The organism is Acinetobacter pittii, from assembly GCF_022449185.1.
GTDB lineage: Bacteria > Pseudomonadota > Gammaproteobacteria > Pseudomonadales > Moraxellaceae > Acinetobacter > Acinetobacter pittii_I.
In genome coordinates this window covers 106997-123057 of record NZ_JAKUKO010000007.1, presented here as the reverse complement: position 1 = coordinate 123057, position 16061 = coordinate 106997, and the positions used below count along the sequence as shown (strand labels likewise).

General features: G+C 39.9%; 11 protein-coding genes and 1 pseudogene. 9 read left to right on the top strand and 3 right to left on the bottom strand.

Translation table 11 applies throughout. The features are described from left to right. Window positions 1-129: 129 nt before the first annotated feature. The 5 genes from MKX14_RS15265 to galE all read left to right on the top strand — a co-directional run bounded on the left by MKX14_RS15265 (window position 130) and on the right by galE (window position 6937). Window positions 130-2004 carry a nucleoside-diphosphate sugar epimerase/dehydratase gene (locus MKX14_RS15265; protein WP_108008143.1) on the top strand — a complete coding sequence of 625 codons (1875 nt, stop codon included), beginning with the start codon at window positions 130-132 and terminating at the stop codon, window positions 2002-2004. A gap of 11 nt (window positions 2005-2015) precedes the next feature. Beyond that, on the top strand, window positions 2016-2891 hold the full coding sequence (galU, locus tag MKX14_RS15260) for a UTP--glucose-1-phosphate uridylyltransferase GalU (RefSeq protein ID WP_108008145.1): 876 nt from the start codon (window positions 2016-2018) through the stop codon (window positions 2889-2891). A gap of 107 nt (window positions 2892-2998) precedes the next feature. Beyond that, complete coding sequence (gene udg / locus MKX14_RS15255; protein WP_108008147.1) at window positions 2999-4261, top strand: nucleotide sugar dehydrogenase; 1263 nt, start codon at window positions 2999-3001, stop codon at window positions 4259-4261. Continuing rightward, window positions 4258-5928, top strand: a complete 1671-nt coding sequence (gene pgi, locus MKX14_RS15250) for a glucose-6-phosphate isomerase (protein ID WP_240282862.1) — start codon at window positions 4258-4260, stop codon at window positions 5926-5928. Before udg ends, pgi begins: the two co-directional genes overlap by 4 nt. After that, window positions 5921-6937, top strand: coding sequence for a UDP-glucose 4-epimerase GalE (gene galE, locus MKX14_RS15245; protein WP_240282860.1), 1017 nt, complete (start codon window positions 5921-5923; stop codon window positions 6935-6937). Before pgi ends, galE begins: the two co-directional genes overlap by 8 nt. Window positions 6938-6985: 48 nt before the next feature. On the opposite strand, the gene manB is transcribed toward galE, so the two are convergent. After that, a complete protein-coding gene (gene manB, locus MKX14_RS15240; RefSeq protein WP_240282858.1) occupies window positions 6986-8356 on the bottom strand; it encodes a phosphomannomutase CpsG in 1371 nt (456 codons plus the stop codon). A gap of 375 nt (window positions 8357-8731) precedes the next feature. Between manB and lldP the strand changes: the two genes are divergently transcribed. The 4 genes from lldP (at window position 8732) to dld (ending at window position 14303) form a co-directional block, all read left to right on the top strand. After that, on the top strand, window positions 8732-10399 hold the full coding sequence (gene lldP, locus MKX14_RS15235; protein WP_240282856.1) for an L-lactate permease: 1668 nt from the start codon (window positions 8732-8734) through the stop codon (window positions 10397-10399). 19 nt (window positions 10400-10418) lie between these two features. Then, the gene (gene lldR, locus MKX14_RS15230) at window positions 10419-11171 is read left to right on the top strand and encodes a transcriptional regulator LldR (RefSeq protein ID WP_004706044.1); all 753 of its coding nucleotides are present in this window, start codon (window positions 10419-10421) and stop codon (window positions 11169-11171) included. Next, entirely contained in the window at window positions 11168-12313 is a 1146-nt protein-coding gene (gene lldD, locus MKX14_RS15225) for an FMN-dependent L-lactate dehydrogenase LldD (protein WP_002050500.1), read from the top strand. The genes lldR and lldD overlap by 4 nt, the downstream gene beginning before the upstream one ends. 283 nt (window positions 12314-12596) lie before the next feature. Next, window positions 12597-14303, top strand: a complete 1707-nt coding sequence (dld, locus tag MKX14_RS15220; RefSeq protein ID WP_240282854.1) for a D-lactate dehydrogenase — start codon at window positions 12597-12599, stop codon at window positions 14301-14303. A gap of 48 nt (window positions 14304-14351) precedes the next feature. Here dld and tyrB read toward each other — a convergent pair whose 3' ends face one another. Together tyrB and MKX14_RS15210 are read right to left on the bottom strand one after the other, a co-directional pair. Then, entirely contained in the window at window positions 14352-15566 is a 1215-nt protein-coding gene (gene tyrB / locus MKX14_RS15215) for an aromatic amino acid transaminase (RefSeq protein WP_240282852.1), read from the bottom strand. 335 nt (window positions 15567-15901) lie between these two features. Continuing rightward, a pseudogene (locus MKX14_RS15210) lies at window positions 15902-16036 on the bottom strand (hypothetical protein). Window positions 16037-16061 lie beyond the last annotated feature (25 nt).

The following is a 16061-nucleotide window of genomic DNA, read 5'->3' as shown; positions in this document are numbered from 1 at the left end:
ACTTTGCAGTAAAGTATAGTAAATTAAGACATGTCATAGAGTTTGTAACCGATGCGTAAAATTCATTTCTAGTTTGACTAGAAATGAGTATAAATACCGCAGGGTTTATAGAACGATTAGAAGAGTATTGTGAAAAAGATTATTTATCAGTTTGCGTCTGCGCCAAGACTCACCAAACAATGTTTTTTGGTTCTTATCGACCTTTTCGCTTTTCCGATTATTTTGTGGCTATGTTATGCCATACGTTTATTTGATTTAGGTGTTGAAGTTATTTCAGGCATTAACTATGGCGTAGCAATTGTTACTATTGTTGCCATTTTAAGTCTAATGATAACAGGAGTATATCGGTTTATTGTCCGTACTTTTAATGAAGCCTTTATCGCAAAATTAGCAATCGCTGTTTCGCTAATGGTTATCGTTTTATATAGTCTGCCAGCTTTCTCTACAGCTTTTGTCCCAACATCAATTCCGTTAATGTTTGGCTTCTTAATGTTTGGTTGGGTTTGGTGTAGCCGTGCATTTATTCGCTTTATCGTAAAAGCTGCATTACAAACTGGTGAAGAACCTAAGCGTATAGCAATTTATGGTGCTGGTGATGCAGGGCAGCAAATTGCAGCGGTGCTTTATCGTTCTGGTAATCATTTACCCGTCTTTTTTATTGATGACAACACTTCTCTGCAAGACCATATGGTTGGCGGTTTAAAAGTATTATCTTTAGAAAAAGCTTTACAACGTTTTGAAAAATATAAAACTGATGAAATTTTGCTAGCATTACCTTCAGTAGGCCGTGTACGTAAAAGTGAAATTATTCAACAGTTAGAACCTGCGCATCTAAAAATTACCGAGCTACCTGGTCTTACACAACTTGTGGATGGTGAGCTCAAAGTTGCAGATATTCGTGAAGTAGACATTATTGATTTGTTGGGACGTGACCCTGTACCTCCTGTAGACCATTTGCTAGCAAAAAATATCCAGAATAAGATTGTTATGGTCACTGGGGCGGGTGGTTCTATTGGTTCAGAACTATGCCGTCAAATTGTTAAGAATCAGCCTAAAATGCTGATCATCTATGAAATTACAGAGTTTGCCCTTTATAGTATAGAAAAAGAATTACGCCTAACGGCTCAATGTGAAATTGTTCCTATTTTAGGCACAGTGCAAGATCAACAAAAATTAGAACGTATTATCGAGCAATATGGTGTTCAGACTGTTTACCATGCTGCTGCTTATAAACATGTACCTTTAGTTGAGTGTAATCCAATTGCAGGATTAAAAAATAATGCGATTGGTACTGCAAATAGTTTAAATGCAGCTGTGAAAAAGGGTGTAGAAACTTTTGTTCTCATCTCGACAGATAAAGCAGTACGTCCTACCAATGTAATGGGTGCATCGAAACGTATGGCAGAGCTTTACTGCCAGGCCATGGCTGAAGCTCAAAAGCAAACTCAAATTAGTATTGTACGTTTTGGTAATGTATTAGGGTCTTCTGGCTCTGTAGTGCCGTTATTTAAACAACAAATTGCCAAAGGTGGTCCAATTACTGTGACTCATCCTGAAGTAACACGCTACTTCATGACTATTCCTGAAGCATCTCAGTTGGTTATTCAAGCTGGTGCATTAGGTAGAGGCGGTGATGTGTTTTTACTTGATATGGGTGAACCTGTCCGTATTCAGGATTTAGCTCGACAAATGATTTCTTTAAGTGGTTTAACTGTGCGTGAACAAGGTTCAATGCAAGGAGATATCGAAATTCACTATAGTGGATTGCGTCCAGGCGAGAAACTTTACGAAGAATTATTAATTGATCAAGAAAATACTGAATATACCGAGCATAGTAGAATTCTTCGATCATTTGAAAAATTCTATCCTCTTGCAGAAATTCAAGAAGTTTTTGATCGCGTGAATAATATGACTGCTGTCCAGCAAGATATTGATTGGGCGCTATGTCAACTTGAACACTATGTTGATGGTTATAAACGTAGTAAAGATATTATGGTTAATTAGAGAGTAAATGTGTGATCAAAAAAGCAGTTTTACCTGTAGCTGGATTAGGTACACGTTTTTTACCGGCAAGTAAGTCAATTCCTAAAGAAATGGTAACGGTAGTTGATCGTCCTGCAATTGAATATGTAGTGCGTGAAGCTGTAGAAGCAGGAATTGAGCAAATTATTCTGGTAACGCATTCATCTAAGGCATCAATTGAAAATTATTTTGATCGAAACTTTGAACTTGAAACGACTTTAGAGCAAAAGAAAAAGTTTGATCTGCTTGATGAGATTACTCAGATTATCCCACCTCATGTAAGTGTAGTGACTGTAAGACAGCCGCAACCTTTGGGTTTGGGGCATGCTGTTTTATGTGCAAAAAGTATTATTGGCCAAGATGATTTTGCTGTGTTATTACCAGATGTATTGGTGAAAGATAACTCAGGGCAAAATGATTTATCGCGTATGATTTCTCGTTATGAAGTGAGTCAAGCTGCTCAAATCATGGTTGAAGCAGTACCCGATCATTTAGTAGATCAATATGGGATTGTTGATGTAAAACAGAGCCCGGCTGAGGGTGAAAGTATTGTCATGCAGGGTATTGTCGAAAAGCCTGCTGTCGGCTCTGCACCTTCTAATTTATCTGTAGTCGGACGTTATATTTTACCTGCTAAGATTATGCAGCTTCTAGAGAACACACCGAAAGGAGCAGGTAATGAAATTCAGTTAACTGATGCTATTGCGATGCTTCAAAGTACAGACATAGTGGAAGCCTATCGGATGCAAGGTCAAACTTTTGACTGTGGCAGTAAACTTGGTTATTTGAAAGCTGTACTAAATTATGGTGTTGCACACCCTAAATTGGGATTAGAATTTAAACATCTGATTCAAGAACTTAAACTATAAAGTTTTGTAGCTCTGCTTAAGTATTTGTAAAAACTGCTGAATATGGTAGCAGAGCAGTATATTCTTTTCCTTTAAAAGGAATAGAAATCTATAAAATCAGGTGTGCAATGAAAATCGCAGTATTTGGAACAACGTTACATGCCGGTGTCATGGCGGCATTATTAGCTGAATATGGTAACCAAATTTATTGGTGTACTTGTGTAAGTTGTGAAGAAGATATTTCTGTCCTTTCCTATCAAGATCAAGAAGTAAATAATTATTTAAATAAACAGAGAAAAGCCGGTTTTTTAAAAGAAAGTGCTTTTTCCGAGATTCCTTTAGATATTGAAGTATATTTCTTTTGTTTTAGTCCCACACAAATTGAACTTGCTTTAAAAACCGTAGAAAAACTAAGTGAACGACCCATTGTTCATCCTAGATTAATGATTAATGGTTCAACTTTTGGGTTACACGGTACAGAAAAATTAAAACAGCACTTGCCAAAAGATGAGTGGGTTTACTTTCCTGATGTGATTCAGGAGGGCAATGCCATCAATAGTGTCTTGAATGTCAAACATGTCATTGTTGGTGTTGAATCTAGGGATGCAAGTGAAACCATGCAGGAGTTATTGCGTCCTTTTTTCCAATTTAGCTATCAATATTTATTTATGCCAATTTTAGATGCAGAGTTTACCAAACTTAGTATCTCGGGCATGTTGGCTACCCGCATTAGTTATATGAATGACTTAGCAATGGTTGCGGAAAAGTTAGGTATTGATATTGCGAATGTAAAACATGGTATTGCTGCTGACACACGTATTGGTGCTGCATATTTATCGCCAGGTGTAGGATTTGGTGGCGAGAATTTTTCACATGATATTTTAACGCTTTCGAGTACCGTATCTGAAACGGGAACAAAAAGCCGTCTTTTAGAACAGGTGTGGGCGATTAATGAGCAGCAGAAAGAAATCTTATTCCGTAAATTATGGAATTATTATCACTGTAGTCTAAAAGGTAAAACGGTTGCGATTTGGGGGGCCTCTTTTAAAGAAAACACTTCAAATATACATAACTCACCGATTCATATTTTATTGGCTGCGTTATGGGCACAAGGCGTAACTGTGCATCTGCATGACCCTCAAGCTTTAGATGAAATAGCTGCAACTTACGGACCTCGGGAAGATTTAATTTTATGCACTGATCAATATGAAGCTGTACGAGATGCTCATGCATTGTGTCTCGTCACGGCATGGAAGCAATATTGGAGTCCTGACTTTAAGCAACTACAACAGTTAATGAAACATCCGTTAATTTTAGATGGACGTAATATTTATGATCCAGCATATGTAAAAGCGAAAGGTTTTGCTTATGAAGGAGTAGGTCGCTTATGAGTAAATCAATCGAGCAATTTCCGAAGGAATTAGTCTCGCCTCTAGCTCATCTTCAAACTTTAGCTGAAGAAAACTCAAAATTACATATCAAAGAGTTATTTGCTTTAGAGCCAGATCGTTTTCAAAATTACTCAGTAAAGTTTGATCAATTATTTTTTGATTATAGTAAGCATCGGGTAACTAAAGATATTTTAGGACAACTTGTAGCTCTTGCGAAGAATAAAAACTTAACCCAATGGATTAATTGTCTTTTTTCACAAGATAAAATTAACTGTACCGAACAACGCGAAGCAATGCACTGGGCATTACGTTTACCCGCTGACTATTCAAAGTTTCCAGATTTAACAGAACAAGTTCATAGTCAGTTAGAACGTATGTATGCCTTAGTGGAAAAAATCCATGCAGGGCAATATCGTGGTGCTACGGGTGAAGTGATTCAGGATGTTGTCAATATTGGAGTGGGTGGTTCTGATTTAGGGCCACAAATGGTGACTCATGCGTTATCTGATTTTAAGGTAAAAACGGCTAAGCCCCTTAACACTCATTTTGTTTCAACGATGGATGGTAGTCAGCTGTCAGAACTACTCCATCAACTTCGCCCAGAAACTACTTTATTTATTATTTCCTCAAAGTCTTTTGGAACGATTGATACCTTATCAAATGCTCAAACAGTGCGTCAGTGGTTAGAAAAGACATTAGGGAAACATGTTCGCGTATTAAAAAGCCATTTTATTGGTGTGTCCACAAAAGCGGACAAAATGTCTGAATGGGGAATTGCACCTGAAAATCAATTATTGCTGTGGGACTGGGTAGGTGGTCGCTATTCACTATGGTCTTGTATTGGTTTACCTATTGCTTTGACGATTGGTATTGACGGATTTAAGCAACTTTTAGCAGGGGCTCACGCCGTCGATGAGCATTTTCAAAATACGAGTTTTGATCAAAATATTCCTGTTTTAATGGCATTATTAGGAATCTGGAATAATAATTTTTTAAATATTCAGACTCATGCCATTTTGCCTTATGATGGACGTTTAAAATATTTTGCTGCTTATTTACAACAATTAGAAATGGAATCTAATGGCAAGTCAGTGCAGCGCAATGGTCAAAAAGTTGAGCTAGATACTTGCCCAATTGTGTGGGGTGAAGTTGGTCCAAATGCTCAGCATGCGTTCTATCAATTGCTACATCAAGGCTCCCAAGCAGTCAGCTGCGATTTCATTGCCCCTATTCAACGTTATAATGCAGATCACTTTACTTACGCTGAAAATGCTGAAGCCTTAGTTGAGCAACATCATCTTGCTTTGTCTAATTGCTTGGCGCAATCACGCTTATTGGCTTTCGGTAATGAAGCTTTGGATACAACTGAATTAGAAAATTTGCCAATTTATAAGCAATATGAAGGTAATCAGCCGAGTTCTACATTATTATTAGATGAGCTAAACCCGTATAATTTAGGAATGCTGATCGCTTTATATGAACATAAAGTTTTTGTTCAATCTGTGATTTGGAATATTAACCCGTTTGATCAGTGGGGGGTTGAAAAGGGTAAACAGATCGCTGATCAGTTACTTCCGGTTTTAAATGGTATTCAAAATGATTTTTCAAAATTTGATGCCTCGACACGGGGGTTAATTAAAATATTGTTAGGAAAGGTAGATGGCTAAAATTCTAGTCACTGGTGGTGCTGGTTATATTGGTTCACACACATGTGTTGAGCTTTTAGAAGCGGGCCATGAAGTTATTGTTTTTGATAATCTTTCGAATAGTTCGGAAGAGTCTTTAGATAGAGTTCAAGATATAACCCAAAAAAGTTTAACTTTTGTGCAGGGTGATATTCGCAATGCCGATGAGTTGGACCGTGTATTTCAAGAGCATATCATTGATGCTGTTATTCACTTCGCAGGTCTGAAAGCAGTGGGTGAAAGTCAAGAAAAACCGCTGATCTATTTTGATAATAATATTGCTGGCAGTATCCAATTAGTTAAATCAATGGAAAAGGCTGGTGTTTATACGCTTGTATTTAGCTCTTCTGCCGCTGTATACGATGAAGCTAATACTTCTCCACTTAATGAAGATATGCCCACAGGTATGCCAAGTAATAATTACGGCTATACTAAATTAATTGTTGAGCAATTATTACAAAAACTTTCAATAGTTAATCATGAGTGGTCGATCGCATTACTTCGTTATTTTAACCCAGTCGGTGCACACAAAAGTGGACGTATTGGTGAAGACCCACAGGGTATTCCAAATAATCTAATGCCGTATGTGACACAAGTTGCTGTTGGACGTCGTGACAAACTATCCATTTATGGTAATAACTATGAAACTGTGGATGGTACTGGTGTACGTGATTATATCCATGTCGTCGATTTGGCGAATGCACATTTATGTGCTCTTAATAACAGATTGGATGTGAAGGGTTGTCGTGTATGGAATATCGGTACGGGTAAAGGTGCCTCTGTTTTACAAGTCAAAAATACTTTTGAACAGGTTAACGGTGTGGCAGTTGCTTTCGAGTTTGTGCCGCGCCGAGCTGGTGATGTAGCCACATCTTTTGCAGACAATCGTCGTGCAGTTGCTGAGTTGGGTTGGCAGCCGCAATATGGTTTAGAAGATATGCTTGCTGACAGCTGGAATTGGCAGAAGCAGAATCCTAATGGCTATAATTAATTAAATAACAATAAAAAAAGGAGCAAATTGCTCCTTTTTTATTTTTGATTAGCTCTGAATCAATCCAGTCAATTCATCTACATAATATTGCATAGGTTGAGCTTGGCGGTCTGCACGGCTTTCAATATTGAGACGTAATAACGGTTCAGTATTTGAAGCACGGACATTAAAACGCCATGCGCCAAAGTCGAGGCTTACACCATCGGTACGGTCAATTTGTGGATTTTGATCGGCATAGAAATCGAAAATCTTTTGAATAGTGATTTGTGTATCAGCTACTTTAAAGTTGATTTCACCACTACAAGGAAACTTGGTAATCATGTTTTCAACAAGTGTTGAAAGAGATTGTCCTGTTTCAGAAAGTAGGGCAACGGTCAGTAACCACGGAATCATACCGCTGTCGCAATAAGCAAAGTCACGGAAATAGTGATGGGCACTCATTTCACCGCCATATACAGCGTTGTGTTCACGCATAACATCTTTAATAAATGCATGACCAGATTTTGACTGTACGGCAATGCCTTTGTATTCATCGACGATATCAAACGTGTTCCACACTAAACGTGGGTCATGCACAATTTTTTCGCCTGATTGTTTAATCAAGAAAGCTTGAGCCAAGAGGCCGACAATATAGTAGCCTTCAATGAACTGCCCCTTTTCATCAAACAAGAAACAGCGGTCAAAGTCGCCATCCCATGCAATTCCCATATCGGCTTTATGCTCAAGCACAGCATTGCGAGTACTGTCGCGGTTTTCAATTAAAATTGGGTTAGGAATTCCGTTTGGGAAAGTACCATCTGCTTCATGGTGAATTCTAATAAATTCAATTGGTACGTTAAGCGCTTTAAATTTTTCTTCAATGGCATCAATCACATGACCCGCAGCTCCATTACCAGCATTTACCACTAACTTAAGTGGACGGATTTTTGCAGGTTCAATATAGGTAATTAAGTGATCAACGAACTCGGGCAAAATGTTATAACTTTGCGTTGTACCTTTTTGGCTAACTTCTTCAAAGTGATTAGTTTCTGCTAAAGCTTGAATCTCTTTTAAACCCGTATCTGCACTAATTGGACGAGCATTTTCTCGAACCAGTTTCATGCCGTTATAATCCATTGGGTTATGGCTCGCAGTCACTTCAATTCCACCTTGTACATCTAAATGAAAAGCGGCAAAGTAAACTTCTTCAGTGCCCGTCATGCCTAAATCAAGAACATTTACACCCGCATCATTTAGGCCGTGGATGGTTGCTTGTTTTAAAGATTCACTGCTTAGACGAATATCACAACCTACAACCACAGTCTTTGGTTTATAGATTTGTCCGTATGCACGGCCAATTTTATAGGCGATGTCTTCATTCAATTCGGTACCGAGTTTGCCTCGGATATCATAGGCTTTAAAACAGGTTAAAGTAGTCATTATTCAGTTCAATACAAATGATTTAAGTTTTGGGTATTATTATACATTTACCAATAAATGGTTATGTTTATCGTTTTTATATGCAATTTTTTCACTCCATTTCTGTAAGTTATATTTAAATTTATAAAAATTTTTTTACGACTTTAGTCTAATAAGTAAATCCATAAGTTTGAAGTGTCTTGATTTTACTCAATCATATTGGTCATACCAATTTAAGTATTTATTTAATGATTGATCTTACCAATGACAGTGTTTATGATGCGACCTGTAGTTAAAGGAATAACATTTGCACTTAAATTTTAATTGGTCATACCAATTTGTGTTAAATGTTTAAAATTCTAAGGTACAAAAATTTCGCCCTAGCATTTCAAGGAGATGACAATGCTCAATATGTGGCAACAACTTTATGACCCTTTAAATAATATTTGGCTGTCTAGTGCGGTTGCGTTAATTCCGATTGTTTTCTTCTTTTTTGCATTGGCTGTTTTTCGTTTAAAAGGCAGTATTGCAGGTACGGGCACAGTCATTATTGCATTATTGATTGCACTATTTTTCTATCAAATGCCGGGTCAAATGGCCTTTGCGTCAATCATTTACGGTTTCTTCTACGGTCTATGGCCAATTTCATGGATCATTATCGGGGCAGTTTTTCTATACAAAATTTCGGTAAAAACTGGCCAGTTTGATGTTATTCGTTCAAGCATTTTGTCGATTACTGAAGACCAACGTCTGCAAATGCTATTGGTTGGTTTTGCATTTGGTACTTTCCTTGAAGGGGCAGCGGGTTTTGGTGCTCCTGTAGCAATTACCGCTGCGCTGCTTGTCGGTTTAGGGTTTAAACCGCTTTATGCTGCTGGTTTATGTTTGATTGTAAATACAGCGCCAGTGGCATTTGGTGCAATGGGTATTCCAATTATTGTGGCAGGGCAGGTTTCCGGTGTAGATACTATGGAAATCAGCCAGATGGTTGGTCGTCAGTTGCCATTTTTAGTCATTATTGTGCTGTTCTGGATCATGGCAATTATGGATGGCTGGCGTGGTGTTAAAGAAACTTGGCCGGCAGTGTTGGTGGGTGGTGGTGCCTTTGCGATTGCCCAATATCTTACATCTAACTTTATTGGCCCTGAGTTACCAGACATTACCGCAGCAATTGCATCATTGGTGAGCTTAACTTTACTATTCCGTGTTTGGAAACCAAAACATATTTTCCGTTTTGAACCTGAGGCTGGTCAAACTTTGACTCAGCAACCAACCACGGTTCAACGTTACAGCATTGGCAAAATTGTGAAGGCGTGGTCTCCATTTGCCATCTTAACAGTCATGGTCACCATCTGGAGCGTTAAGCCGTTTAAAGCATTATTTGCAAAAGATGGTGCTCTTGAGCACTGGATTTTTAAACTTGAAGTGCCGTATTTGCATAAATTGGTTGAAAAAATGCCACCAATTGTGGCTGAGATGAAGCCATACGAAGCGATTTATAAGTTTGACTGGTTCTCTGCAACAGGTACTGCAATTTTTATTGCCGCAATCATCACCGCTATTTTCTTAAAAATGAAAGCAAGTGAAGCTGTAACGACCTTTGGTGAAACACTCAATGAGTTAAAAACACCGATTTATTCAATTGGTATGGTGTTGTCTTTTGCTTTTATTGCGAACTATTCAGGTTTATCTGCAACTTTGGCTTTGGCTCTATCGCATACGGGTCATGCGTTTACTTTCTTCTCACCATTTTTGGGTTGGCTTGGTGTGTTCCTTACGGGCTCAGATACATCTTCAAATGCTTTGTTCTCGGCACTACAGGCAACTACAGCGCAGCAGATTGGTATTCCGGAAGTATTACTTGTTGCTGCTAATACCAGTGGTGGCGTAACAGGTAAGATGATTTCTCCGCAGTCGATTGCGATCGCGTGTGCAGCGGTAGGCTTAGTTGGAAAAGAGTCTGACTTGTTCCGTTTCACTGTAAAACATAGCATCATATTCACTGTCTTTGTTGGCATCATTATTACGGTTCAGGCTTATCTTGTTCCGTGGATGATTCCATAACTCCAGTGAAGGAAACGCGATGAGAATCTCCGATCAAGTGGTCATGAAATTGCAGGCATTAATTGAAGAGCGTCACATGAAAAAAGGTGACCGTTTGCCTGCCGAACGCCAGCTTGCAACTAGCTTAGGAGTTTCTCGTCCGTCTTTGCGTGAAGCAATTCAACAGCTCAATAGTCAAGGGGTGCTCAGTAGTCGCCGTGGCGATGGGACTTATATTCAGCAGTTACCTGAACAATGGCCCCAGCAACTCATTGTGAACCCGATTAGTAACTTGATTGAAGAAGATCCGCTGTACCGTTTTGATGTGCAAGAGGCGCGGTTGTTACTTGAAGGTGGCACTGCTTGGTATGCCGCATTGCGCTCAACGCCTGAAGATCGCGCCAAAATCCATCATTATTTTAATGAAATTAGTCGCCATCAAAATGCAGGTGACTCGGCGCAGGCTGCGGTGGCCGATGCTGAATTCCATTTAGCGATTGCTGAAGCATCTCACAATGTGGTGCTGATCCAAATGATGCGTAGCCTGTTCGATTTGCTGCAATACAACGTCTTGTTAGGGCGTAAAAAAGTTTATAACGACCCCATAAATGGCGACTTGTTGAGCGAGCAGCATTTTCAGGTGATGGATGCTATTGATCGTAAAGATCCCGAGGCCGCACGCCAAGCTGTCTGCGGTCATATTGAATTTGTGATTAATCATGTGCGTTCTCTGGATGAAGATGAAGCTCGCCAGAAACGTGCAAACCGTTTAAATAGAGTTGATTCAAAATGATTATTTCTTCTGGCAATGATTACCGTGCTGCGGCGCAACGTCGCTTACCTCCATTTTTATTTCACTACATTGATGGTGGAGCGTATTCGGAATATACCTTAAAGCGTAACGTACAAGATTTGTCAGAAATTGCATTGCGTCAACGTGTGCTTAATGACATGTCCGCGTTGAGTTTAGAGACAAAACTGTTTAATGAAACGCTGTCGATGCCAGTTGCCTTGGCACCTGTAGGCCTAACAGGTATGTATGCGCGCCGTGGCGAAGTTCAAGCGGCGATGGCAGCCGACAAAAAGGGCATTCCATTTACGCTTTCAACGGTTTCTGTCTGTCCGATTGAAGAAGTCGCACCTGCAATTAATCGCCCGATGTGGTTCCAGCTTTATGTATTACGTGACCGTGGTTTTATGCGTAATGCTTTGGAACGTGCAAAAGCAGCAGGCTGTTCAACACTGGTATTTACCGTAGATATGCCTGTGCCGGGTGCACGTTACCGTGATGCTCATTCGGGTATGAGTGGGCCAAATGCTGCGATGCGCCGTTATATGCAGTCTATGTTCCACCCACATTGGTCATGGAATGTCGGCTTAATGGGTCGTCCGCACGACTTGGGCAATATCTCTAAATATTTAGGTAAACCGACTGGGCTTGAAGACTATATCGGCTGGTTAGGCTCGAACTTTGACCCATCGATTTCATGGAAAGACCTTGAGTGGATTCGTGAGTTTTGGGATGGCCCAATGGTGATTAAGGGTATTTTAGACCCTGAAGATGCCAAAGATGCTGTACGTTTTGGTGCCGATGGGATTGTGGTATCGAATCACGGTGGTCGTCAGTTAGATGGCGTGATGTCTTCTGCTCGTGCGTTGCCTGCAATTGCTGATGCCGTCAAAGGTGACTTAGCGATTTTGGCTGACTCAGGCATTCGTAATGGTTTAGATGTGGTGCGTATGTTAGCGCTCGGTGCCGATACAGTGTTACTTGGCCGAGCGTTTGTGTATGCCTTGGCAGCAGCAGGTGGGCAAGGTGTGTCGAACTTGCTTGATTTAATTGATAAGGAAATGCGTGTTGCGATGACGCTTACGGGTGCTAAGTCGATTTCGGATATTAATGCGGATTGTTTAGTGCAGGCGATGAAGCTCTAACATTTCGTATTAACTTTGATGATATTGGCACGACGGAGTCTTATCGGAAAAGGTTCAATGTAAGTAGCTAATTGACGTTACTTTTTAAAAAAGTAACCAAAAACTTTAGTTTCGATGACGGTACGTCCTTGCTACCGCATCGAAACGGCGGCATCCCTGCCGCCAACCGCGATAGTAAATATAGGGCTGATTCACATTAGAGAATGAGCTAATTAAATTACAAACGGTAAGATCCCGTCGTGTTGGTCTAATTTGATAAATGGATGACCAAAAGGAAACCATCATGCAAACATTTTCTCCTCAAGCAGTGATCGAACGCTTACAAAATATTGTAGGGCGTTCTTATGTTTTGACTGATGACCAAAGCACACGTCAGTACCGTCAAGGTCGTCGTTTTGGTGAGGGGAAAGTACTGGCTGTGGTGGTGCCGGGTACCTTGCTAGAGCAATGGCAGGTTTTGCAGGCTGCAATTGAGGCAGACTGTATTGTGATTATGCAGGCGGCCAATACAGGACTCACTGGTGGTTCAACGCCTTATGGCGATGATTATGATCGTCCTGTTTTGGTGATGAGTACGCGCCGATTAAAGGGCATTCAGGTTATTCATGACGGTAAGCAAGTGATTTGTTTACCAGGTGCGACCTTAGATAATTTAGAGCAAATTTTAAAGGGCTATGACCGTGAACCTCATTCAGTGATTGGTTCATCTTGTATTGGTGCATCAGTACTTGGCGGTGTCTGTAATAACTCGGGCGGTGCATTGGTACGCCGTGGTCCTGCGTATACCGAATTGGCGTTATATGCTCAGGTGAATGCTGCTGGTCAATTAGAACTGGTGAACCACTTAGGGGTGAATTTAGGCTCGACTCCTGAAGAAATTTTGACTCGTTTAGAGAAGAAACAATACCAAGCCGTAGATATTCTAGATGACAGCGAAAAGCAGGCATCGGACCATCGCTATGCACACGATGTGACTCAAGTTGATGAAGATACGCCTGCTCGTTTTAATGCAGATCCATCACGTTTGTTTGAGGCTTCGGGTTCGGCAGGTAAAGTCTGTGTGTTTGCTGTACGTCTTGATACTTATGAAAAAGTAGAAAGTAATGTCTTTTATATAGGTACTAATGATGCCGATGACTTAACAGCGATTCGCCGTTACTTACTGACCTCACTACCAAGCTTGCCGATTGCAGGTGAATATATCCACCGAGATGCTTATTTAATTGGTGAAAAATACGGAAAAGACACGTTCTTATTTATTGAAAAGTTCGGCACAGCCAATGTTCCAAAAGCTTTCGCGATGAAAGATAAAGTCGATGGCTTTTTAGAACGATTTAAAATTAAAGGTTTAACAGACCATATTTTACAGGCCATTACCTTCTTTTTACCGAGTCATTTGCCTAAGCGTATGACCGAATATCGAGACCGTTATGAGCACCATTTAGTGCTACGTGTGGAAAAAAATTCAAAAGCACAAACCGAGCAGTTTTTAAAAGAATATTTTGCAGTGCATCCGTCAGGTCACTATTTCGTATGTAGCGAAGAGGAAGGCCGAAAAGCGTTCTTGCACCGCTTTGCGATTGCAGGAGCGGCAATTCGTTATCGTGATACTCACCGTAGTGAAGTTGAAGATATTGTGGCGCTTGATATTGCTCTACGCCGTAATGACCGCGAGTGGGTAGAGCAACTGCCTATCGAGATGGAAAATAAAATTCTGCATAAACTCTATTATGGGCATTTCTTTTGTCATGTTTTCCATCAGGACTATATTCTTAAAAAGGGCCATGACCCTTTAGAAATGGAACATCAAATGTGGAAGTTACTTGATGCGCGCCGTGCTGAATATCCGGCAGAGCATAATGTTGGGCATCTCTACATTGCTAAACCTGCATTAGCCAATTTCTATCAAAAACTCGACCCAACCAATAGCTTTAATGTCGGGATTGGCCATACCTCAAAACTGAAATATTGGGGCAAGGCTAAATCTTAATATCGAGACATAAAAAAAGGCGCCGAAGCGCCTTTTTTAATAGATGTATTATGCCGCTTCTGTTGATTTAGCAAGCACTTCTGCAACTGCTTTAGCAACAGTGTAAACATTGTTCATGTTTAAACCTGCTACACAAATACGGCCACTACGTACTAAGTAGATTGCATATTCTTCACGCAAGATATCAACTTGCTCAGCAGTTAGACCTGTGTAGCTGAACATACCTTTTTGGTTTACAAGGTAGCTAAAGTCACGGTCTGGTAATGCTTTAGTAAGTTCGTCTTTCAAGATGCTACGCATTTTAATAATACGCTCACGCATCTCTTTCACTTCACCTTGCCATTGCTGGTTAAGTTCAGCGTCATTTAACACTTCATCAACTAACCAAGCGCCTGTAGTAGGTGGGCTAGAGTAAATACGGCGTACAGTCGCTTTTAACTGACCGAATGTGCACTGAGCAGCTTCTGCATCGTCACATACGAAAGTTAAACCGCCAACGCGCTCGCCATATAAAGAGAAGATTTTAGAGAACGAGTTGCTCACAATGAAGTTGAGGCCCGCTTGGTCTAAAGCACGGATTGCATACGCATCTTCTTCCATACCGTCACCAAAACCTTGGTAAGCGATATCTAGGAATGGAATAAGGTTACGGTCTTTTAATACTGCAATCACTTGGTCCCATTGCGCTGGGTTTAAGTCAGCACCAGTTGGGTTGTGGCAGCATGGGTGCAATAACACAATGCTTTGCTCAGGCAAAGTTTTAAGTGTAGACAACATACAGTCAAAATCTACACCACGTGTTTCGTTATCGAAATATGGGTAGAAATGAGTTTTGATACCAGCGCCATTGAAAATCGCAACGTGGTTATCCCAAGTTGGTTGGCTTACCCAAACGTCTGAATTTGGGAAATAAGTTTTTAAGAAGTCCGCACCAACTTTCAATGCACCTGAACCACCAAGTGTTTGGATGGTTACAGCACGGCCAGCTTTAACTGCTGGGCTGTTTGCACCAAATAAAAGTGCTTGAATTGCTTCACGGTAAGGTTTGAAGCCTTCCATTGGCAAATAAAGTTTGGTTTTACCGTTCTTAGGCTCAATACGCTTTTGCGCCTCGATAATAGTCTCTAACTGAGGAACAATGCTGTCTTCGTTATAATAAAGACCAATACTCAAGTTCACTTTTCCAGAACGAGTATCAGCATTGAACTGTTCCATTAAAGAGAGAATTGGATCGCCTGCGTATGGGGGGATATGTTGAAACATCAAAAAAGTCCTTTCATTCAACAATATGCATAGTGCTGGGTTTTTTCTGTCTCGAAAAATACGCCACAACTATGTCGATGCTCAATAATGTATCAATAAAGCTACCGTGAAGCACCTGATAATTTCACTAATATCGATATTTTCTGGATGAAAATGATAAAAAGATTTAAAAGAAATTACGGTAAATAGAAACTAATTTCTAACTCATGCTTTCATTCAAGCAGATTGTCTACAATCTTGCTGTAATACATTGGTTGTAGACTAAAGTTTGAAACAAAAGTTTAATGACTAAAAAGTAACTAAGAAAGAGTCATAAAACTATAGATAAATTGAAATTAAATTATTGTTTTATAAATATTAATTGGCAAGTGGTTTAATGGTTTAAATATAAGGTGAGATAACAGGTCATACTATAAAAATTGACCTGATGCGTTCTGTAAAGTGTCAACAATCACCTTGATTTTTTTCATTCATACCGCTATAAAACTCATAATT

Coding starts and splice junctions, on each gene's coding strand:
- udg (WP_108008147.1), top strand. CDS start 2,999: ATGAAAATCGCAGTATTTGGAACAACGTTACATGCCGGTGTCATGGCG.
- pgi (WP_240282862.1), top strand. CDS start 4,258: ATGAGTAAATCAATCGAGCAATTTCCGAAGGAATTAGTCTCGCCTCTA.
- galE (WP_240282860.1), top strand. CDS start 5,921: ATGGCTAAAATTCTAGTCACTGGTGGTGCTGGTTATATTGGTTCACAC.
- manB (WP_240282858.1), bottom strand. CDS start 8,356: ATGACTACTTTAACCTGTTTTAAAGCCTATGATATCCGAGGCAAACTC.
- lldP (WP_240282856.1), top strand. CDS start 8,732: ATGACAATGCTCAATATGTGGCAACAACTTTATGACCCTTTAAATAAT.
- lldR (WP_004706044.1), top strand. CDS start 10,419: ATGAGAATCTCCGATCAAGTGGTCATGAAATTGCAGGCATTAATTGAA.
- lldD (WP_002050500.1), top strand. CDS start 11,168: ATGATTATTTCTTCTGGCAATGATTACCGTGCTGCGGCGCAACGTCGC.
- dld (WP_240282854.1), top strand. CDS start 12,597: ATGCAAACATTTTCTCCTCAAGCAGTGATCGAACGCTTACAAAATATT.
- tyrB (WP_240282852.1), bottom strand. CDS start 15,566: ATGTTTCAACATATCCCCCCATACGCAGGCGATCCAATTCTCTCTTTA.